The sequence below is a fragment of the Microvirga sp. 3-52 genome (assembly GCF_018383585.1).
Lineage (GTDB): Bacteria > Pseudomonadota > Alphaproteobacteria > Rhizobiales > Beijerinckiaceae > Microvirga.
This window is the reverse complement of record NZ_JAHAMK010000030.1, coordinates 381-20,582: the sequence shown is the minus strand read 5'-3', so window position 1 is coordinate 20,582 and position 20,202 is coordinate 381. Positions and strand designations below refer to the sequence as shown.

The window sequence follows — 20,202 nt, the reverse complement described above, 5'->3', positions numbered from 1 at the left end:
GTCGCAGACATCGCATTCACTACGCTCGCTTGTGGAGCGTCGGTGGTCAGAACTCGATATCTTTTGTGCGGTTTCCGCATATCGGATGCCCACCTTCGCCATGCAAGAGGGCTCATTCAACGATGCAAAACGCTCGCTACGCCGGGTTCACTGTGGCGTAGTCTTATCACCGGCTGCTCGATGCTGATGCCTAAGCGCAACTACAGATGATAGAATGCCTTGGTTAACGTTGTCTTTACGTCACCGGCAAGGCCTGCAGCCCAGAACAAGGTGGTTTGAGCCCGGCCTTTGCCGAACTCGCCGGCGGAGTTCCTCACGGCCTGCCATCATCCCCTTTGGCAAAGCGACTTTCGCACAATGTTGGTGCGCTAAGTGGGTGACAGGGAAAGGGGGCTTCCATGTGCAAGCGACAGATCGACCAGCGGCCAATCGCGCCGAAACCATCGAACGAAAACATTCCGAAGTCTGCAGGGCGTCTCATGACTTGGAAGCAACCAGGCTTCCAATTCGGGATACTGTCGGTCGCGCTTGAGCGTGCGGAACGTGTCAGGCTGGACTTTGTGGCCGGAGGAGTGCTGACGATCCAAGGGCAGCGCTCACAGATTCAAGATTCGAGCGCTCCTTATTGAGATCGCATTCTCGGTTGCCGTTCCGCTTGGCTCTCCCCTCAGGAGGAACACGTTGACAGGAGCTGACACGCTGCCTCGAACAGCGCAGCGATCCTTCCCCGATCAGTCAGAGGTCTGTATAGCCCTTCCATCGCTGGGTTTCTGCCCAGCCTTCCAGCGTCTGCGCAGCTTTCGTCTCATCAGAGAAGATATCAACCTTCTCCTGGCCTTTGGAGCCAACGAAGCCTCAGTTGCGCACCAGCCGGATCGTGCCGAACAGGTCACGCTCGATCATCAGGCCGAAGAACCGTGCCCTGCCCTGCTCTGGGTCACGCCGATAGAGCACCAGGTGGTGCCGGATGGGCGAGCGGGCGTTCGGCATTCTGGGAGCGCTCTTACTCCGGTTTGTCCTTCCGGGGCGTCTTCTCCATCTCGCGCATCATGGCCGCCTCGATCTCGTCGAAGTTGACCTTGACGGGTTCACCGCTGGCCTGCGCCTTGGCCCTGGTCAGAGGCACCTGCTGGGCCTTGGGCTGGGTGATGGCCATGCGCGCCTGGGCGGGGAAGTGGCCTTCGAGAGTATCGATCAGGCTGTTGAGGGCCGCATCAGACAGCGGGATCTCTGGAGCCTCGTCGAGGCCTCTCAGGGCGATGGCTTGGTTGGTGTAGCGAGGATCCGCCGTCACTTCAGGCCCGAACCACTCCAGCGGACGAAAGCCCCTCGCCTCCACTTCAGAGGCGAATTCCACGGTGACGAGGTGCAGGGCACGGGGGCGGATGATCTCGTCGACCAGAGCATGACCCTCGCCGATGGGCAGAACTGTCCGAGTGTAGTCGACCTCGCCGGCGCAGACCTCGAGCAGCGCCTGGGCATGGCCCGCCGGGATCTCGGTCTGGTCCTCGACCTCGCCACCAGGGCCGATCGTCTTAAGGATCAGCAGACCCCTCTCCTCTTCGCGGTGGACCCAGGAGGAGCGATCCCGCTGCTCGGGAAAGAAGCCCTCGACGTGGCGCAGCCCACCCCTCTCGCGCTGGATCAGGCGGGCAAACGACGGGGTGAGGAGAAAGCGGCGGCGAACAGTCATGAAGCCCAAGAAATGTAAGGGATCGAGAAAGCTTTTATTCGTATATGGCAGAGAAAAAGTGAGGCAACCCTGAACCCGCAATATGGTTTCCGCTCAGACGATGACCTTAAGCCCAGACTTCTCCTTCTCCGATCTTCCGCTGGGGCCAGCTCATCTCGATTTCAAGGAACCAGGGATCAGCGTAGGCTTGCCGAACTCCACCTCTCATGCGTGACTTGGGGGTGAGAGATGCTCGACCTGCGACAGCCTGAGCGGAAAATGCGACGCGTTGATCGTCTGAGCAGAACATACCCCGAGTACAGGCTCACCAGCAATGAAAGCACGGCGCTCACAAATGACAACGCCCTGACAGAGTTAGCCGGGCGGAGCTCACTGTCAGGGCGCTTTTGTGATGCCGGTTGCAACACCACGTCACCATAATGCCCCAGGAACGCCGGACGTTCAACCAGACGCTGTGCACAAGTACGAAGCGCCCCGGCGGGAGGCTGAGCACCAGACCTGCCACCAGGGCGCGTGCGATGTGTTCCGGCATCGCACGATCCATGTAGATGAGTCGTCGGCGCGCCGATGTGTGGTGACGCACGCCATCAGTTCCGAACGAGATCATTGGACAGCACTGCAGCCGAAACGTCAGTCAGTTCGGCTGCGGTCAACGCCCACATCGCGAAGCATATACGCGGTGAGTTCATGACGCAGCGCTTGTTCAAGCTCGCGACGCAGGGGTTGATCGAGTTCGCTTGTTACCACAGGCCGCTGGCGATCGTTCGCACGCCTGCGCGGAACGCGAACAAGTTCAAAGCGGAAGGCGAACCCTACAAAGGGCAGAGGAAATACGGTTGGTTTCATTGGAGCCACCAGCAGCTAAAGTCGTGATGAGGAGAGCGGCGCGTTGGTACGTGCAAAGTCGCATAGACATGAAACGCCTCCTCTGGCTGTGGCTGTGAACCGTGCGGAAGATCCGCGGGGCAGCTTCAATACCAGAATTTTGCTGCCGAGACTAGCCCCACCGCTTCATTTGTTGCTCATGGCCATCCGGATTACTTCTGAACGAGTGTTTGGTAGGAAGGACGCGCGCGCAAGGCACCTCCATGAGGGATAGCCCTAACGGAAGCCCGGTATGTGCTTGCGCCGGACTAATGCCGTGATGAGTTTCTTAGGCGACATGCGCGTCGGGCGCAGCCGATCCTTCGGCCAGCTTTTCCACCAAACGAAACTCGCGCAAGGCCGCGCTCGCCCTCGCGCCAGAGAACCCGAGGGAGTTTGCCATCTGTAGCGAGAGCAACGACAGGGCTTTCGGCAGTGGCTTGCGGTTCATCTCGAGAATGAACAGCGTGTCTCTGATCCCAAGTGTCAGCAGCTCCCGCTCCTGGTCTGTCGTCATGATTCTATCGGAAGCGACATTGCGACGATCCAGGGCTGACTCAAGAGCATCAATAGCTCCAAGGATATTGATTGCTGCGGTCGTGGTGTCGTTGATCATGAACATGTCTCCCCAATGATCGGTTGGGGGATTTGCCGGAAAGTTCCTCCTAGAACTGTGAACCGATGAGGGTTTCTGGTGTGCGAGGGCGGTGACGTCAGAACGACATGCGAACATAGCGAATCTGAGCTCCAACTTTGTGCTTTATCTGCCTTGGACCGGGCAATGTGGCTCGTCAGTGGCTGAATAAAAGCGAGCATCGGGCGCGAGCGCCTGACGTTTGCTTGGACGATTTGGGTCATCCTCCTGGCTCTCCCAGAAAGTGATGACGGCAGCATGAAATGGGCCGCTCAGTTGCGACACCAAGCATGACACAGATGCGTGAGCATCCGGCGATGAGGCTCAACTCAACTGGCGGACATCAATGGTCTGGAGGAAACATGGTTCCGCGCTCATCGCGGCTCCGTCAAACTTGGGGACTGATTGGAAGAACGTGGCGAACGCCTGGGAAATGCGCTCACTCGAAGCACGCAACAAGAGCGACCGCTCATGCGCTAGGCCGCACAGCCGACTGGTCCTCAGAGTGGCTTTGGCGACGTTTCGTGACCGCGATCTGAAGGTGTGGAATCCCACTTGAGCAAGACCTCGTAAACAGAGTGAGGGTCGCACGCGTTCGCGCGGGCTGCGCATTGGTCAAACGACCGAATGTATTCATCGCATAGTGAGGGTCTGACGGGCAGCGGGGCTTCCGAGCATCTGGAATAGGCCTGCTGCACGATCGCGGTGACATCGGATGGATTGGATTCGCCTTGCGTCACAGTCTCCGTGAGTGTCTGGTGCGCGAGAATCATAGAAGCTGGCCCTCCGAGGATGGCGATCGCTACGAAGCCATGATGGATCTTCCGCATCGGCATACCTCGGACCTTTATGGTTAAGGCGAAGTTAACCGATGCCTCCTGAAATGGAAGCACGTAACATCCTAGGGAACGCGAGACGGTTATCGGAAGCGAACATATGGCTACACGCCCAGAGCAAGAAGACGAACAACCTGAAGCTGATGGGAAGGCCAGCACGCCCCAGCTGGATCGGTTGGAGAGGCTGGCGAATGCGGCGGCCACCGCTGCCCAGGCAAAGCAAGAGCAGGAGGAGCCTGCGGAGGTTCGCAACCTCAGTGATGATGCTGAAGCCAGAGCTCGGGCAGAGGAGGCAATGCGGCAGATGATGGCAAAGCCAGAAGGTAAGCGTCGCGGTCGCTGAGGTTTCACCGCCTATGGGGCGGCCGGAACGGATTTAAGGCACCCTTAGGATTTGCCCGCCATCGTCCCGCCCCCTTGCCCCTGCAGATAGCAGCCAGGCAAACCATAGGAGTTTCACAATGACCGAGGCCAAAGCCGCCAAGAAGCCGAACCCGGCGCTGATGAAGCCGCTGCAGCCTTCGAAAGAACTGGCGGCTGTTGTGGGATCATCTCCTCTGCCTCGCACTGAGGTGGTGAGCAAGGTGTGGGACTACATCAAGTCCAACAATCTGCAGAACCCCGAGAACAAGCGGGAAATCCTGGCGGATGACAAGCTTCGGGCCGTCTTCGGCGGCAAGGACAAGGTGAGCATGTTCGAGATGAACAAGCACTTCGCTCAGCATCTCTCCTGAGCGGGCGCAACAACAGGCCCGCCTCGCCAGCTTTCCGGCGGGGCGGGTGTCGCTTCAGCCATCCGGTGTACGGTTCCCGGCTAGACTGCTTCCTTGGAGTTCCTTGGCAGGTCGGAAGGCGATCTTCTTGGACGCTTTGATCTTGATTGGCTCGCCGGTCTGAGGATTACGTCCGGTGCGGGCGGCGCGCTTGCGGACCTGCAGGATGCCGAGGCCGCTCAGACGGATCTTGTCGCCCTTCTTCAGGCTCTTGGCGATCATCTCGATCACCTGCGTCAGCATCTCGTTGGCCTGGCGCTTGGGCAGCTCGTGTGCTTCAGACAACTGCTCCGCGATATGGCGCAGGGTGAGGATCGTGCCGGCCGATGGGCTGCCGGACTTCTTCGCGACCTTGGCGGCTGACTTTGAGTCCGTGGCCTTCGTAGGTCTCTTGGCTGCTGCGCCGGAAGCTCCTGCCGCTTTCGCCGACATTGACTTCGATGCGGCCGCTTTGCGGACTGGTGCTTTCTTAGTTGTTGTCTTGGTTGCAGTTTTCGCCACGGGTGAGACCCTCCTGATGAACCGTCAATCTAGCCGTTACTCGATCGGCAAAGTGGTTGCCGACCAAGATTGAAATCGCCAGAACGCCACCTCCTCAAGATCCATGCCGGACTGAGTTCACAGGATCTTGGGAGGGCACGCAATCCATGACCGATTATTCGCTGTAGTGAACCAGATCAGCGGCTGTTGTGGTGAGTGGGCGTTTGGGTTTCGCCGCACAGCGTTGGATAATGCGAAACCCAGGCTCGGGTCAGGCGGCAAGGAACAGTTCGTTCTGTCTCCAAGCCGCACAGGCTCTTCTTTCGTTCGGGCGTGCTGTCGAAATGCGCTCGTGGAAGCGTGTGTGAGCTTCCCTGAGCAGACGGCGCTTTTTGGCCAGGGGCTGAGAGGCCATTGTGGTGTCGTTCACAGCGGCGGCCGCTGCCGCGTACAGATCGGCTGTTGCGGCATCCAACCCGGGATCTCGCTCAAACAGGAGGACAAGGTTTGCCAGGTGTTGTCTGAGCAGCGTCTGCAGCTCTCGAAGATAGGGCTGATCTCCCCCGAACTCGATGGCTTTCACAGTCGGGGAGATGACAGCCAGCTTTTCCTCAAGCGTATCGGTGAAACTTGTCTTCGCCATGAGCAACCGTCTCCAGGTAAGAGGAAGCCCGCCCAGCCATGCGTTCACAGGTGAAAGCATGCGCTTGCATGGTTAACCAATGGTTTCATGCCCTAAGGAAAGCGACGCAACGACTGTCTGCTATGGTTCCATCGTGATGTGCTCAGGCCCACTTCTGTGAGCATGATCTATGATCATATTCCTCGAGCGAGATCAGAACCGATGGAATGATCCCTGGGAGGTCTGGGGCTCGGCCTTCCGCCGAGGCGTTCTTACCTCGACGGCTTGCGAAGTTGCGCCGCGAGTCGGACCGTCTGACGACAGCGTAGATCCATCCAGGATGACGCGCGCAGTTCCCATCCCATGCATCCTCGTTGGGAATTATGAGTCCGCCCTGCACGGCTCTGTCTAAAATCAGAGGGCCGTCGAACTGCGCCCAAAGGTGCTCTGCACGGGTGGATTGCCGAGCCAGGCACACACCTCCTCCCGGGTCGCGAAGTCGTGCTCGATCTCTTCGAACGGAGCCGGTCTCTTGGTTCGGGGCAAATCCTCGAGCAGTTCGGCCGTCCAGGTCGTGTTGGTGCTGCGGTGGCCGGCTCTGACCACGCTGCCCATCACTTGCCCGTTCAGGAGAAGATCATAGGCGCCGGGAGCAAGCTGGATCAGGCTGTAGGTCATGCTGGGGCTAAAAATCATTTGGTTGGCATTGAAGGGTGCGCCACTCGGCGCTCGGTGCCCGTGCAGGCGAAGCCGCGGCGGCTCACTCTGGGCGCATGATGCAGGTTCTGCGTCACAGTCCAGTACTCAACCAGGCGCTTGACCTCTTGGTCAGACACGGCAGGATGACTTGGCGGAAGCGCACCTGACGGGACTTGAGGAACATTCAATGGCGACTGGCACTGTGAAGTGGTATAACGAGACTAAGGGCTATGGCTTCATTCAGCCGGACAATGGCGGCAAGGATGTGTTCGTCCATGCCTCAGCCCTGGAGCGGGCTGGCATGCGCGGCCTCGTGGAAGGCCAGAAGATCTCCTATGAGGTGGAATCCGACCGCCGTTCGGGCAAGGAGTCTGCAACCAACCTGCAAAAGGCTTGATGGAGCCTGTCATAGCGTCAGCTCAGTGCTGGCTCTTCAAGCCGCTCCCGACGGAGCGGCTTATTCTTTGGACAGGCCAGACAAAGGAGCGCCGGGGAAGCTATAGGCATGGCGTCCTTTTCTCGCGGCTGCCCTGCCTGCTTTCCCAAAAAGCTTTTTATCGCACCAATCGGCCAAGTCGGCGGCGAAATTCTCATTCTGATCCAGGCGCACCAGGAAGGCCGAGGCCAGGAAATAATGGAACGGAATCTCGGAGTGCTCATCGTCGAGCATCGCGTCGACATCCGGACTGGCGAAAGGCTGGCGGCTGATCTGGCCATCCTCCATGCTTAGGACTGTAGCAATCTGACCGGCACTGTTGCAGTAACTTGAAAAGGTCACAACGAACCCCGTCGAACGGGACACTCAGGCAGCAAGACCGAAGAGCTGATTGACGAGCCGGATTTCGCCTGTCGCTCGACGTTCCCGCTGGATGCAATGGCCGCGGCGGATCATGCGCATGTTTTCAAAACCCGTCAGGGTCGCGGCGGCGGTTTTCATGCTCTGGAAGCCGCGCGTCGGCCGGATCACACGCTTGAGCGCGCCATGATCCGCCTCAAGGATGTTATTCAGATATTTCGAGGTGCGGTGTACCACATCGTTCGGCAGCAGCCCTTCGTTCTGCAGGCGCAGGATAGCCATGGGATACGACGCCAGTTTATCCGTCGTGATGAAGGATGCTGGATAGTGGCTCATCGCCTTTATGGCTTTACGCAGAAACCGATAAGCGGCGTTGGTATTTCGGCGATCAGACAGCATGGAGGCGATCAACCGACCGTGCTTGTCGACGGCGCGAAACAAGTATTTCCACTTGCCTCCTACACGGACGTAGATACCGTCCACTCTCCAGGAACCTGAGCGAGGTCCCTGATAGGGTCGGATCCGCTTCTCGATCTCCGGGGCATAGCGTTGGACCCAACGAAAGATCGTGCTTGGATTAACGCTGACACCGCGCTCGGCCATCATTTCTGCCAGATCGCGATAGCTGATCCCGTACTTGCAGTACCAGCGCACGCACAGCAAGATGATCTCAACCGGGAAGCGACGGCGCTTGAACAGAGACACGGGAGCAGATCCTTGATGAACCGCTCCTCGCTATACGGCCGAGGTTAATGCAACGGTGCCTGCGTTCTTAAGGCCTGGCCCTTAGGCCGAAGGCTGCCTTAAGCTGGAGACAAGAGCGCACCTGGCGGATCTTGCTGGAGATGCATCATCTCTGATGGGGCAGCAATGGTTTACGGGCAGCAAGAGACGGATGTGGCCTTAGACCAGAAGCGGCATGAGGTGAAAGAGCGCTTGGCTCGGGAAACCCGAATTGGCTGGCCCACTCTGACTGCCGTTGCCGTTCTCATCACCATCGGCGCAGTGATCGTAGTTTACCTCTTTCTCCATGCGAGCACTGGCCGCTGAGCAGGCCGCCACCCTCTATCCACTGTTTCCACAGCCTCCAATCCCCTGCCCTTCATAGGGCTCGACTCAGCACCAGCCCATGGAACATGTTCTGCATTCGTTCTATTTGAGTCGGGTGGGCATGGTCGAGCAGCGTTTCCCCAGGCGTAAGCTGACAGTCGAGCAGGTTCTTGATGCCCGCTTGAGCTATGCTGTCGGAGACAGAGATTGGACCAAGCTTGCCCGTAAGTACGGCGTTGGCCGAGACATTGTGCGCAGTGCAGCCCTAGGCCTGACTTATAAACATCTGCCGATGCCGCCAAGGAAGCGCGAATGCCCTTGAAATGGAGGCCTTGCGAGCGGCGCGGAGACGGGAGCTTTGAGGGAGGTCTCGGCTCCCATTCCTTCTGCCTCGTCTATCAGCAGAAGACCGGCGGCTATGGTGATGGCCAGTGGATCTGGAGCCTGAGCGGTATGCCTCACAACGCGAGAGTGCCCCTACTTGGCTTCGCTGCCTCGGCCGAGGAAGCCAAGCGGGTGGCAAGCGAGGCCTTCGACGTGTGGCTGGAGCGGTCAGGATTGAGAATCGCCCGCACCTGCCCGAGTGGCTTGACCCATCTAGGCGATCAGCTAACTGATCGTGCCTCAGCCTCATAAGCATTGGATGAATTATGGATCAAACTGAACAGCAGCTAGACTTCGCCAGTATCACCGCAGATATCGTTTCATCGTATGTTGCGAACAATGCAGTCCACCGGGCCGATTTGCCGACTGTGATCGCATCTGTACACGCCGCACTCCGAGGCCTGGTCACTCCCAAACAGGAAGAACCTGCGAAGCCAGAGCCGGCTGTTTCGATCCGCAGGTCCGTCACGCCTGACTTCCTGATCAGTCTTGAAGACGGCAAGAAGTACAAGACGCTCAAGCGTCACCTCGGGAAGTTGGGACTGACGGCTGAGGAGTATCGTGCAAAGTGGGGGCTCCCTGGTGATTACCCGATGGTTGCACCAAGCTATGCCGCCAAGCGCTCTGAACTCGCCAGAAGCAGCGGCCTCGGCCAGCAGCGAAGGAAGGCGGCCGCAAAGGCAGCTGTCACTTCGGACGATACAGTCACGGCACCCGCCGAGGCCGCAAAGCCAAAGCGCGGCAGGCCTTCCAAGAAGAAGGCCAGCGGGTAAGCGCTCTCTAAGGCCAGGCTCGGTCTCTCCTGGCCTCCCTTGCGACTAGCTTTGTGAGTTGCCCCTAGGCAGGAACGATAGACATCTGAGGCTGAAACTCCATCTCGATGATGTGCGACGGAAATATGCCTTCTTTGACCGCAGCTCCTTCGAACCATCTGCAGGTTATCTCGCGGCCATCGACCTCAACAACGGTCATCCGATGAGAGGGGTAGGCAATCAGATGCACGACAGCGCCAACGCTGAACTGCATGGTTCGCTCCTGATCCACCCCGCGAGAGTGTAGCTGACTGGTTAACAGCAGGTAAGGCTATGGAGCTTGCTCTCCCCCATATCGCCCGAGGCAACCAAGGTTGAGTTGCCTATTCGACAGCAATCGCCTTGAGAGCTCGCCTGACGGCGACCTTGGCGGCTTCAATGTGTCCCGCAGCCAGGAGTTCGTCGACAATCCTAAGCGTCATTACGGCATCAGGCCGCTGAGTGGTATCTGAAAGCGAGATCGCACGGCCTTGCGTATCTCCTGCCCCAGAGACGTCATCGCTCTGGCCTTTGAGATAGGTCGGGCGGTGATGTCACGGTAACCTTTGGTCAGAGGCTTCTGGCCTAAGAGCTGTGGCATGACCAAGCCCATCAGCTACAAGCGCCATCGATTCCCACCCGAGATCATCGCCCATGCCGTGTGGGTGTACTTCCGGTTTCCTCTGAGCCTCCGGATCGTCGAGGAGATGCTGCTCGAGCGCGGTATCGTCGTCTCCTACGAGACAATCCGGCGCTGGGGTAAGAAGTTCGGACCGGCTTATGTCCGGCGCCTTCGCCGCAAGCCGCCACGCCCGACTGACGTTTGGCACCTGGACGAGGTTGTCATCACAATCGCTGGCAAGAAACGTTGGCTGTGGCGTGCCGTGGATCAGGATGGCTACGTGCTCGACGAAGTCGTTCAACACCGGCGCGACACCAAGGCGGCCAAGCGCTTGCTGACCCGGTTGATGAAGAAACAAGGCTTGGTGCCCAAGCGCATCGTCACTGACAAGTTGGCCTCCTACGGAGCAGCCAGACGCCAAGTCATGCCAAGGGTTGAGCACCGGTCCCATAAGGGTCTGAGAGGCTGGTGAGCAATTATATTGCTCGATCCAAGTGCCTGATTCAGAATAGGTTTGGTGCTGGGCCGCTGCGGCGGATGTGGGCTGTGTGACGATCCGGGAGCCCCGCCATGGATGCCTGTTCCTACGCCGGCGATCTCACTGATGCCGAATGGGCGCTGCTCGCGCCCCTCGTTCCCCGCAGCCATCCGGCCGGACGGCCGCAGACCTACTCGCTCCGCCGCATCGTCGATGCGATTTTCTATCTGCTGCGGACAGGAGTCCAATGGCGGCTGCTGCCGCACGAATATCCCCCGCGTGGTGCTGCCTTCTACCACTATGCCCAGTGGCGCGAGGATGGCACCTGGGAGCACGTGACCCAGGTTCTGCGCGAGAGTTACCGCTGTCGGATCGGCCGCAATCCTCAGCCGACAGCGGCGATCATCGACAGCCAGTCGGTCAAGACCTCTGAGATGGGCGGACCAAGTGGGTACGACGGCGGCAAGAAGATCAACGGCCGCAAGCGCCATCTTCTCGTTGATACGCAAGGCAATCTGCTGAAGAACAGCGTGCATCCAGCCGACATCCACTATCGCGCCGGAGCCGAACTCCTGCTGGAGGGGCGGCAGCATCTGTTTCCGGCCATCAAGCTCATGTGGGTGGACACGGCTTATCGGGGTTTGCGGGACTGGCTCCAGAAGGCCCTGGGCTGGCGATTATCCATCCCGCAGCATTGGTAGAGCGGCGGAACCTGGATGCGGAGTGACACAGAGCCGCCGACACGCCCGAGCGGCTTTCAAGGCCTCGCACGCAGATGGGTGGTGGAGCGGACCATCGGTTGGCTCACCACCAACCGGTGGCTGGCCAAGGACTATGAACGCTTGGTCGAAACCGGCGAGATGCTGCTCTATCTCGCCATGAGCCGCATCCTGCTGCGGCGCCTCACGCGAAAGGAAAGATAATTGCTCACCAGCCTCTTAGATGAGAACCCGCTCATGAGACATGGATAGTCCCCTTTGAGGCGCCGCGGCACGGGGCGTTTGAAGGGAGGGCCGGGTTGCTCGTACATGGCTTATGGCGAGGCAGCCTATCGAAGGACAGATACGATCTGAAAGCTGTTGTGCCAAGAGGGCGTTGGCTCAACCAGACGTTCGCCACGAAGCCGGAGCATCTTAGCGAACGGCTGTTTGACGGCACCTCCCTTGTACGGCGGTGAGATTCACGAGGCTTGTATCATCCGAAACGCCATCCTCTGATCAGATCAATAGGAGTTGAAGTGCCAAGTGAGATTGCCTTTGAGGGCATGCTCCTGGGCCCGCTCGCCGATCTGGCCGGAGTAGGCAACGCCCAACGTAATCGTGTCCGAGGTCTGCCAGTCGAGACTCGCCTCCGCCACCAACGCATCGCGGTCGATCGGTGCTCCGGCCACCGTGAAGGCACTCGCCCCGCCGGCAAAGGCCAGCAGCGCATGCGGCTCCACATCCCCGAAGGCGTGCCGCCAACCTACGTGACCGCGTGCGATCAGCGGCACTGTCTCACTCAGTTGGGTCTCGGCTCTGAGCCCCAGCGTGGTGGTGGCCAGATCCTGATCCTGGGCATAGCCGGTCAAAGCTGCCGCCCCGCCCTCCTCGGCAAAGCCGTCAGTGTGCAGGCGCAGCGCCAAAGCCCCGGCGAACGGCTCCAGGGACACACGCCCCAGATTGAAGCGGTAGCCCAGCTCGGCAAAGGCCTGTGCCGTCCAGCCGTCATAGGAGGCGCTGATCGTGTCGGCAAAGCCCGGGAAATGGATCGTGCGGTTCACGTCTATGTCGTGCCAGGCGTAGGCTGCTCCCAGCCGCAGGCTGAACGCGCCCCAGGAGGACGAGCCGTAGAGTGCGCCAAACACGCTGTCGTTGCTGCCCGATGACAGACGCCCGTCCACATCGAAGGTAGTGCGGGTAAACCCGCCCGCCACGCCGAGGCGGGCGGCCGGGCTCACCAGGGCATCGGCCCCGAGGGTGAACCCGCCGGTGGAGGTGTCGAGGGAGGCTGTGTTGCCGTTGCCATCCACCTTGCCCCAGGAGCCGAAGCCCTCGCCCCACAGGGCGAAGGGGCGCGGATCGAAGGCGGGGGTGACCGGAACCGGCCCGGGGGCTGCGCCGGGCAGATCGGCCGCATAGGCGGCGCTGTAGGCGCCTTGCACGAGGGTGGGCACGCTGGCGCGCAGCGGCTCGCGCAGGCGGGTGAGGATCGCCTCGCGCACCAGGCGGCTATCCGCATAGGCTACACCCGCAGCCGAGGCATGCGCCTCGCCCGACAGCGCGTCAAAGGTGGTGCCTGCCTGGTCTGCGGAGAGCAGCACCAGGGCCTCATAGAGATTGTTACCAAAACCCAGCGCATCGATGGCAGCGGCCGCCGCTCGTGCATTGGGACTTCCCGCAAGCGCGCTGAAATCGACCTGATTTCTGGTCAGCGTGAGATAGACGTTGTTCAAATCATAAGAGAGCGAAGGGGTCAGGAAGGCAAGATCGGAGGAGGTGGAGGCGAATTTGCCGGTGACACCGCCTTGGGCGCTCAGGACCGCGTGAGTGTTCGTGGCTGCATAGAGACCTCGGGCGGCTCGGACATTCACAGTGCCGCCTGAGAGTTTGGCGGCACCCTTCACTGCAATGAGATCGTGGTCCCCATCCACCGTCACATCGACCGTGTAGGTCGAGCCGGCATTGAAGGCTACGTCGCCGGTAACGTTGAGCGTCCCAGGAGAATAACCGGGCGAAACGGTGCCGCCCCGACTGACGATCAGCCCACCAATCGTGCCCGAGCCGCCCAGCGTGCCGCCCTGGCCAATCGTAACGATCGAGCCCCAGTGTGAATTGGGCGTGAGGTTGAAAGCCCCTGTTTCCACCGACACAGGTCCCGCGTAGCCCGTCCCGGTGAAGTTCGCCGTTCCGCCGATGATCGCAAGCGTCCCTGTTCCGCTGATGGAGGCGTTAATGTCGTAGCTCCCGGAGCGGTTCCAGACCAGTGCACCGTTGTTGATGATTGAGCCGGAGATGCTTCCCGTCCTGCCGCCGTCACCGATCTGCAGCGTTCCCTCTTCAATGACCGTGCCACCCGTGTGGCTGTTGTTGCCGGTGAGGATGAGCGTTCCGGTCCCCTGCTTGGTGAGAGATCCCGATCCCGAGATGGATCCGGAATAGGTGCCGCTATGAGCCTGATCGAAGACGAGGGAGGAGTTGTTGGCGATGTTGCCAGCAAAGCTCGACGAACTCCCGACCAGTGTTCCCTGTGAGATGGTCGTGCCGCCGGTATAGCGGTTAGCACCGCTTAGCGTGAGCCGGCCTGCGCCTTGCTTGACGAGTGCACCGGACCCGATGACGGCTCCGCCGAACGTAACGTCGTCGCTCCGGTTGAAAACCAGCGTGCCGTTATTGGTGACCTCCCCGAGGATCGACCCATTTGTCCCGCCGTCGCCGATCTGCAATGTTCCGGCGGAGATGACGGTGTTGCCCGTATAGTTGTTGGCGCTGGTCAGCGTCAGCGTGCCAGCGCCTGCCTTGACGACACTGCCCGTCATCAAGCCGTCGCTGATCACGCCTGACAAGGTGGCAGCCCGACCCGGACCTGTTGCGATATTGAGGTTGCCGGTGAGCGCCATGTCGTTGGCGACGTTGAGCCCATCGGCTCCAAACGACAGCCTTGTATTATCGCGTGCATCGAGGCGTCCTGTACCAAGGGCGCTACTCGAAGCAAGCGTGAGGGTACCAGCTTGCAGCACGGTCCCGCCGGAATAGCTGTTCTGTCCCGCCAGGACGATTGTGCCCGCGCCGATCTTGGTGAGACTTCCCGTGCCGGTGAACGGAGCAGAGACCGTCGCGGTCGTTTGAGCGCCCTCGGCCCAAAGGCGGCCGCCCCCGTCGAGAAGGAGTTCGCCACCACTGCCCGCCACGAGCTCGTAGCCGGATGTCAGAAACTCGAGCGTGCCGATCCGTTCGGCTCCCTCGACAGTGATCCGGCCTGCGGGACCGTCGAAGACGCCGGTACCGTTCAGCCAGGAGCGCTGCTTACCATCAGGTTCGAGCCACCGGGTCACGCCGCTCCACGTGCCGCTTCCTCCCCTGTCCGCCCCGTTGCCGCTCCAATATTGAAGCGCCGACCCGTCGCCTGTGACCAGCACGTCGACGGCGCGGTCGCCGATTTCAAGACGCGTCGTAACGTTCTCGATGGTAGGCGCCGAGCCGAGAGACAAGCCCGCATCCGTCACGGTGTCGTTCGTGGAGAAAATCCGGTAGACGCCGGTGCTATAGGATCCACCACCGGTAACATTGAGTGTGCCGTTGACGGTAAGAGGACCGACGATGTCGAACAGCGCATCTCCCGAAGGTGCGTCGAGATTAACGTTGGTCGTCGACCCTGCTGCAAGGCTGAGGCTGCCCATGCGAAGCGTGCCGCCGCTCTGCCCGCCGAATAGCGTGCCACCATTTTCGACCGTCACCGGGCCTTCGATGGTGCCACCGGCCGCATAGAGGGCACCGCTTGGTCCAATTGTGACAGGTCCGCTGAGCGAGCCCGACAGTTCCAGCACGCCCTGGCCAACGGTCGCGCCGCCGGCATTCGTGCTGGTGCCCAAAAGGGCGAGCCTGCCGGTACCCATCTTCTGGAACGAGCCGGCTCCGTTAAAAGCGCCTGAGAAAGTACCATCTGTCGTCTGATTGACGGTCAGCGATTTGTCACCGAGTGCGACCGTGCCGCTTCCGGCAAGGTTGGAGAGTGAGGTTCCTGCTGTCGTCAGGCCGGAAATATCCAGCACGCCCCCGACATTCATGCCGCGCGATCGGCTGATATTGGCGGTGCCTGCCAATGCCAGCGTCCCCTCGTTGATTGCGATGGTCCCGATGAAGGGTGAGTAGATATGGTCGAAGCGGGTGCTGTCGCCAGTCAGCGTGAGTGTCCCGACGCCGGTTTTCCTTATGATCGCATTGTTTTCCAAGCTGCCAGCAAAGGTACTATCTGCCTCCTGATCGATCGTGAGCGAACCGCGGTTGCCCAGATAGAGCCTGCCTGCCCCAGAGCCGGACAAGTTTCGGAAGACCAGATCTCCGGCGCCCGAGGTGTTCAGCATGGCGTCGACTTGGACGGCGCTTGAGCTTGCGATGCTGGCCGATCCGGTCAGGTTCAGGCTGCCCCCACGAACGATGGTGGCACCGCTGTAACCCTGCTCGGCATGGAGCCTGAGGGTCGCCCCGCCATCCTTGATGACGGACCCTGCACCGGTGATCCGGCCGGCGAAATCAGCGATGGCGCCCTGGTTGATGACGAGCGTTTTATTGCCAAGGATAATGTTGCCGGGCGTCGGCTCCCCAAGCGCTGTCGGCACGAGGCTCGGGATTGTCGTGCTCGATGCCGACAGGCCCGAGATGTCGAGTGTGCCGTTCAGGCGAAGGCTGGCCGCACTCGCAATGCTGCTCACGCCCGTCAGCGCTAGGGTGCCTTGACCGATCACAATCCCGCCCCCGTAAGCGTTGGCTCCTGACAAGGTGAGCGTTCCGCTTCCCTGCTTCTCCAGACTGCCGATGCCTCGGAACGCCCCGTTGTAACTGAAATCCGACGGCACATTGACGGTGAGGGCACTCATGTAGCAACTGCCTACCGGGCAGTTGCCATAGTCGATGACAATGTCTCCCTCGATAACGGCGCCGGCGAAAAGATTGAGAGTGCTATCCCCCGTGACCCTCATCGCGGCACCGCGCACGCCGCCGGCAAGGCCCCCGCTGACGACAGCGTTCGCCTGCAGGTTAATCTCGTGCCCTGTACCGTCGCCATCAATGGCGATGCCGCCGGTTTCCAATCCATCACCACCCCGCACGACCGAATTGACGGTGAGGTCTGAATCGGTACGCAGGAAAATGCCGGCTCCGCCAGTGATACCTACGCCACCGTGGATGGGAGCGAATGCGTCCGCGTGGTTGGACCCCATGAGCAGGAGGCCGGTACCCCCGAGTCCGGTGTATGCGCCGTTAGTGCCGACTCCCCCATTGCCGCCGCGGATCTCCGCTGAGACCGTCACGGCGCCGGACGCTTCCACGCCTGAGCCGCCGGTTCCGCCTTGACCATTGTTGCTGTCGCCACCGTCGCCGCCGACAACCATCGCCTCGATGCTCGTGGAGTGACTGGTCGAGTACACGCCCGCGCCACCGCGACCACCCTTTCCGATGCCGAGGCCATCGAGCCTGTCATTGCCGCCACCGCGCCCCCCTTTGCCGCCCGTCATGACGGCGCGCACAGCCAATGAGTCGGCGGTGGTGGCGGCAAGCCCTATCCCACCATCGCCGCCACCACCTCCCTGGCCTTGGCCGCCATGACCACCATCCCCACCGGCACCACCAACGGCACGCTGCGTGGTGGTGTAATCGGAGTTGTTCTGCAGTACGAGACCGAAGCCTCCGGAACCGCCACCGCCACCGCCGGTGGTGCCGTTTCCACCTTTGCCACCCCGGCCGCCGCTCAACTCTCGGTTCGGGATTGGTCCTGAAGCGTCGTTGAAGCCATGCGCGCCGCCACCGCCGCCGCCGCCGCCGCCTCTCCAAGTGGCGTCCTGACCGTTGCTCCCGTCGCCCCCGAGTCCATCTCTCGCACCGGGTTGACCGCCGCCCCCACCCGCGGCGGCACCTGATAAGATTCTGCAATCTGCATCGTCGCAGCCATTTGCTTCGCCGCCATTTCCACCAGTATCGCCCGCGCCCCCTCCACCTCCACCACTGAGGCCCCTGACGACAACTCCGCCTCCCCCTCCGGTTCCGGAAAAGGAGGATCGTCCACCGAGCGAGAAGAGGCCGCCATCGCCGCCATCGGCCAAGACGCTTGACGCGCCCACCAGTGCACAGAGCGCAACCGACCCGAGCAGGACGGCACGAAAGGAGCGGTGCTCAGGGGCAGGAGGAACGGACGGGATCGGGTTGTGCATTGCGGATCTCGGTACCGCGATAGACTGCGGCGCGCCGTTGGCGGGGAGCGGGTGGCCCAATGAGCAAGCTTAACCGCTACGCTGGTTTATCGACTAGAGCCGAAGCGTCTGACAGTCCAAACCTTGCATGGAATGCCTGATCCTGACGGACCACGATCCGTCATACGGCCATGGTCTCCGGTTCCGTGCCGGCACGGCTGCTCACCAGTTCCGCCAGCAGCCGATAATGAGCCATCTGGCCCGCCGCCCAGGTCTCGAACTCTGCGATGAAGTCCGCGGAGATCTCCCTCAGGTGACCGCCTGGGACGATGCTGAACCACCCTTGTCTCTCGGCCTCGGCGAGCATGTTGCCGATGTGCTGGCGCGAGACTTGGAAGCGTTCGGCCAGGACGCGGTAGGTAAGGGTCGGCAGGCCGGTATCCAAGCCACGTTGTGCGGCGTAATGCGCCCCGAGGACAGCGGCCATCAACGGATAGCCACATTCGCGCTCCGTGACCTGCACGATGGTCCGGAACGGTGCGAAGAGGCTGTCATCATCCTGGTAGCAATCCATAGATCGGCCGAGCCAGTCGCACATTCGTTCCGGCGACGACGAGATCGTTTCGACGAGAGGCCTCGAGGACGGTTCCAGCCGCTCAGACGCGGCAAGGAAAGCCAGCGGCGAACGCGCGACCTCGTGGATCAGTGCCGCTGTCGGGCGCAGATGATAGCGGCGGCGATCGCGCTCCTGTTGTTCGGCAACAATATATCCTCCATGTCTCAGATCCTTGATGTAACCGGCGATCTGCCGGGGACTGGCCACGGCGGCCCGCTGCAGGGCGGCGAGCGTGGGTGGGTTCCCCTCCCCCCTCTGCCACCGGGCATAGTTGCCGATCAGGATGTAGCACGTCAGGTAACGCAGCTTCTGCACGAAGACCTTGTTGCTCGGCCAGGAGGCACCCGGCGGCTGAGTTATCGTCACACAATACTTCAGCAGCGGGTCCCGGAAGTCCGGCTTTGCAAGCAACTTCCTTGCCAACCTCCATGTGGGGTGGGCAGTGTGCTTGTGAATCGCCGGATGGAGCAGTTTTTGAATTGGTGATGGCATCTGCAGTTGAGGGATGCGATCCTTAGGCGGCTCTCACGAGCTGAGGATCCAGGGAAGGAATGATATCTTACACGATTCCACAAGCTCTGTAGCCGGTTCGTCTGGTGAGCTCGCGCTGTAGGGCTCCGTTGCATTAACCTTGGCGGGTTAGGAAAGGGCGACTACCTGAGGAGCCGTCCTGTTGTCGATCTTCAAGCGCCGCCGCTTTCCGGTCACGATCATCCTGCTGTGCGTGCGCTGGTACTGCAAGTATGGGATCAGCTATCGCGATCTCGCCGAGATGATGTCCGAGCGCGGTGTCGCCGTTGACCCATCCACGATCTTTCGATGGGTTCAGCGTTATGCTCCGGAGATCGAGAAGCGGATCCGACCCTATCAGGGACCTCGCTCAGGTTCCTGGAGAGTGGACGAGACCTTGTATTTGATGGGTGTTGCGGGTCATTCCCACAGCATGAGGCCGGGATAGCTCGAACGAGACGTAAGACGGAAGTCTGCGATGTAGATAGTGCACCCGGCCTCACCACGCGCCCCAGCTGAGATTGGACGGTATCAAAGGTCATCCCACNTTGTATTTGATGGGTGTTGCGGGTCATTCCCACAGCATGAGGCCGGGATAGCTCGAACGAGACGTAAGACGGAAGTCTGCGATGTAGATAGTGCACCCGGCCTCACCACGCGCCCCAGCTGAGATTGGACGGTATCAAAGGTCATCCCACGACGGGTAAGCCTGCATTGACAAGGTTGATCAGCGCAAGGGGCATTCTCAGTGAGAGGAAGCTCTATGACGGTGTTCTTCGGCATTGACGTTGCAAAGGAGAGACTGGATTGCGCAGCTATCATTCATGATCGGCAACGCCCCATCGGGCAGAAATCCTTTCCCAATACCCCAGACGGTATCGAGAGAGCAGCCGCCTGGGTGACGAGGACTGCCAAGACTGAGCTCCCGGGGGGCCACGCGGTTCTCGAGCCGACAGCGGCCTATCACGAACTGGCTGCCCGACTGTTTGCGGCCAAAGGCATGACGGTCTCTCTCGTCAACCCTGCCCAAATCCGCAGTTTCGCCAAGGGCATGGCTGTCCTGAATAAGACCGACCAGATCGATGCAGTGCTCCTAGCGCGCTACGGCTGCCTGACCCAGCCGAAAGCGTGGACCCCACCTGCCGAGCCCCTGGTCGAGCTGCAAGCCCTACTTGCACGGCTGGATGACCTGGAGGGTGATCTTCGCCGGGAGCAGAACCGATATGAACAGGCCTGTGTTCGTGGCTGCTCCGGCGTCATCAAGCGTTCCTTTGCCACGAGCATCAAGGCTCTCAAAGCTCAGTGCAAGCTCCTGCAAGAGGCAATCGCCGAGCATCTTGCGGCCCATGCAGATCTCCAGGCCGATCTGAAGAGGCTACGCACCATCCCGGCTGTGGGTCCAAAGACAGCACTGCGGATGCTCGCGCTGCTGCGGAGCCACCGATTTGATACAGCTCGTCAAGCCGCAGCC

16 protein-coding genes and 3 pseudogenes are annotated in these 20,202 nt (G+C 60.7%); 8 read left to right on the top strand and 11 right to left on the bottom strand.

The window, feature by feature from the left end:
• Positions 1-855 precede the first annotated feature (855 nt).
• Positions 856-990 (bottom strand): hypothetical protein, encoded by a 135-nt coding sequence (locus KHP60_RS25555; RefSeq protein WP_283770728.1) that lies wholly within the window; start codon positions 988-990, stop codon positions 856-858.
• A 13-nt stretch (positions 991-1,003) separates the two neighbouring features.
• Positions 1,004-1,693, bottom strand: coding sequence for a hypothetical protein (locus KHP60_RS19320; RefSeq protein ID WP_213565943.1), 690 nt, complete (start codon positions 1,691-1,693; stop codon positions 1,004-1,006).
• A gap of 606 nt (positions 1,694-2,299) precedes the next feature.
• Here KHP60_RS19320 and KHP60_RS19315 point away from each other — a divergent pair.
• Positions 2,300-2,566 (top strand): hypothetical protein, encoded by a 267-nt coding sequence (locus tag KHP60_RS19315; protein WP_213565942.1) that lies wholly within the window; start codon positions 2,300-2,302, stop codon positions 2,564-2,566.
• Positions 2,567-2,846: 280 nt separating this feature from the next.
• On the opposite strand, the gene KHP60_RS19310 is transcribed toward KHP60_RS19315, so the two are convergent.
• Complete coding sequence (locus KHP60_RS19310; protein WP_213565941.1) at positions 2,847-3,173, bottom strand: hypothetical protein; 327 nt, start codon at positions 3,171-3,173, stop codon at positions 2,847-2,849.
• Positions 3,174-4,488: 1,315 nt separating this feature from the next.
• Here KHP60_RS19310 and KHP60_RS19305 point away from each other — a divergent pair.
• The gene (locus tag KHP60_RS19305; RefSeq protein WP_213565940.1) at positions 4,489-4,761 is read left to right on the top strand and encodes an SWIB/MDM2 domain-containing protein; all 273 of its coding nucleotides are present in this window, start codon (positions 4,489-4,491) and stop codon (positions 4,759-4,761) included.
• Between the two features lie 54 nt (positions 4,762-4,815).
• Here KHP60_RS19305 and KHP60_RS19300 read toward each other — a convergent pair whose 3' ends face one another.
• The 3 genes from KHP60_RS19300 to KHP60_RS19290 form a co-directional block, all read right to left on the bottom strand.
• Positions 4,816-5,301 carry an HU family DNA-binding protein gene (locus KHP60_RS19300; RefSeq protein ID WP_311925208.1) on the bottom strand — a complete coding sequence of 162 codons (486 nt, stop codon included), beginning with the start codon at positions 5,299-5,301 and terminating at the stop codon, positions 4,816-4,818.
• A 250-nt stretch (positions 5,302-5,551) separates the two neighbouring features.
• Entirely contained in the window at positions 5,552-5,923 is a 372-nt protein-coding gene (locus KHP60_RS19295; RefSeq protein ID WP_213565939.1) for a hypothetical protein, read from the bottom strand.
• A gap of 393 nt (positions 5,924-6,316) precedes the next feature.
• Positions 6,317-6,580, bottom strand: a complete 264-nt coding sequence (locus KHP60_RS19290; RefSeq protein WP_213565938.1) for a hypothetical protein — start codon at positions 6,578-6,580, stop codon at positions 6,317-6,319.
• Between the two features lie 208 nt (positions 6,581-6,788).
• Between KHP60_RS19290 and KHP60_RS19285 the strand changes: the two genes are divergently transcribed.
• On the top strand, positions 6,789-6,998 hold the full coding sequence (locus KHP60_RS19285) for a cold-shock protein (protein WP_213565937.1): 210 nt from the start codon (positions 6,789-6,791) through the stop codon (positions 6,996-6,998).
• Between the two features lie 60 nt (positions 6,999-7,058).
• Here the strand turns inward: KHP60_RS19285 and KHP60_RS19280 are convergent, their stop codons facing one another.
• Together KHP60_RS19280 and KHP60_RS19275 are read right to left on the bottom strand one after the other, a co-directional pair.
• On the bottom strand, positions 7,059-7,325 hold the full coding sequence (locus KHP60_RS19280) for a hypothetical protein (RefSeq protein WP_213565936.1): 267 nt from the start codon (positions 7,323-7,325) through the stop codon (positions 7,059-7,061).
• A gap of 78 nt (positions 7,326-7,403) precedes the next feature.
• Positions 7,404-8,102 carry an IS6 family transposase gene (locus KHP60_RS19275; RefSeq protein ID WP_213565935.1) on the bottom strand — a complete coding sequence of 233 codons (699 nt, stop codon included), beginning with the start codon at positions 8,100-8,102 and terminating at the stop codon, positions 7,404-7,406.
• 995 nt (positions 8,103-9,097) lie between these two features.
• Here KHP60_RS19275 and KHP60_RS19270 point away from each other — a divergent pair.
• On the top strand, positions 9,098-9,604 hold the full coding sequence (locus KHP60_RS19270; RefSeq protein WP_213565934.1) for a MucR family transcriptional regulator: 507 nt from the start codon (positions 9,098-9,100) through the stop codon (positions 9,602-9,604).
• Positions 9,605-9,668: 64 nt separating this feature from the next.
• Here KHP60_RS19270 and KHP60_RS19265 read toward each other — a convergent pair whose 3' ends face one another.
• Positions 9,669-9,857, bottom strand: coding sequence for a hypothetical protein (locus tag KHP60_RS19265; RefSeq protein ID WP_213565933.1), 189 nt, complete (start codon positions 9,855-9,857; stop codon positions 9,669-9,671).
• Positions 9,858-10,221: 364 nt separating this feature from the next.
• On the opposite strand from KHP60_RS19265, the pseudogene KHP60_RS19260 reads away from it, so the two are divergent.
• Together KHP60_RS19260 and KHP60_RS19255 are read left to right on the top strand one after the other, a co-directional pair.
• Positions 10,222-10,704 (top strand): annotated as a pseudogene (locus tag KHP60_RS19260) (IS6 family transposase); the annotation flags it as partial.
• Between the two features lie 110 nt (positions 10,705-10,814).
• Positions 10,815-11,645: pseudogene (locus KHP60_RS19255) on the top strand (IS5 family transposase).
• 299 nt (positions 11,646-11,944) lie between these two features.
• Here KHP60_RS19255 and KHP60_RS19250 read toward each other — a convergent pair.
• A complete protein-coding gene (locus KHP60_RS19250; RefSeq protein WP_213565932.1) occupies positions 11,945-17,626 on the bottom strand; it encodes an autotransporter domain-containing protein in 5,682 nt (1,893 codons plus the stop codon).
• A 160-nt stretch (positions 17,627-17,786) separates the two neighbouring features.
• Positions 17,787-18,587 carry a MarR family transcriptional regulator gene (locus KHP60_RS19245; protein WP_311925207.1) on the bottom strand — a complete coding sequence of 267 codons (801 nt, stop codon included), beginning with the start codon at positions 18,585-18,587 and terminating at the stop codon, positions 17,787-17,789.
• A gap of 307 nt (positions 18,588-18,894) precedes the next feature.
• Here KHP60_RS19245 and KHP60_RS19240 point away from each other — a divergent pair.
• Both KHP60_RS19240 and KHP60_RS19235 read left to right on the top strand, forming a co-directional pair.
• Positions 18,895-19,128: pseudogene (locus KHP60_RS19240) on the top strand (IS6 family transposase); the annotation flags it as partial.
• Between the two features lie 366 nt (positions 19,129-19,494).
• Positions 19,495-20,202 (top strand): transposase (locus KHP60_RS19235; RefSeq protein WP_213565930.1); only part of this gene is annotated, 708 nt, incomplete at its 3' end.

What these genes read in the sequence shown, in the direction of transcription:
- KHP60_RS25555 (WP_283770728.1), bottom strand. Translation starts at nt 990, where the DNA reads ATGCCGAACGCCCGCTCGCCCATCCGGCACCACCTGGTGCTCTATCGG.
- KHP60_RS19320 (WP_213565943.1), bottom strand. Translation starts at nt 1,693, where the DNA reads ATGACTGTTCGCCGCCGCTTTCTCCTCACCCCGTCGTTTGCCCGCCTG.
- KHP60_RS19310 (WP_213565941.1), bottom strand. Translation starts at nt 3,173, where the DNA reads ATGATCAACGACACCACGACCGCAGCAATCAATATCCTTGGAGCTATT.
- KHP60_RS19305 (WP_213565940.1), top strand. Translation starts at nt 4,489, where the DNA reads ATGACCGAGGCCAAAGCCGCCAAGAAGCCGAACCCGGCGCTGATGAAG.
- KHP60_RS19295 (WP_213565939.1), bottom strand. Translation starts at nt 5,923, where the DNA reads ATGGCGAAGACAAGTTTCACCGATACGCTTGAGGAAAAGCTGGCTGTC.
- KHP60_RS19290 (WP_213565938.1), bottom strand. Translation starts at nt 6,580, where the DNA reads ATGACCTACAGCCTGATCCAGCTTGCTCCCGGCGCCTATGATCTTCTC.
- KHP60_RS19285 (WP_213565937.1), top strand. Translation starts at nt 6,789, where the DNA reads ATGGCGACTGGCACTGTGAAGTGGTATAACGAGACTAAGGGCTATGGC.
- KHP60_RS19280 (WP_213565936.1), bottom strand. Translation starts at nt 7,325, where the DNA reads ATGGAGGATGGCCAGATCAGCCGCCAGCCTTTCGCCAGTCCGGATGTC.
- KHP60_RS19270 (WP_213565934.1), top strand. Translation starts at nt 9,098, where the DNA reads ATGGATCAAACTGAACAGCAGCTAGACTTCGCCAGTATCACCGCAGAT.
- KHP60_RS19265 (WP_213565933.1), bottom strand. Translation starts at nt 9,857, where the DNA reads ATGCAGTTCAGCGTTGGCGCTGTCGTGCATCTGATTGCCTACCCCTCT.
- KHP60_RS19250 (WP_213565932.1), bottom strand. Translation starts at nt 17,626, where the DNA reads ATGCACAACCCGATCCCGTCCGTTCCTCCTGCCCCTGAGCACCGCTCC.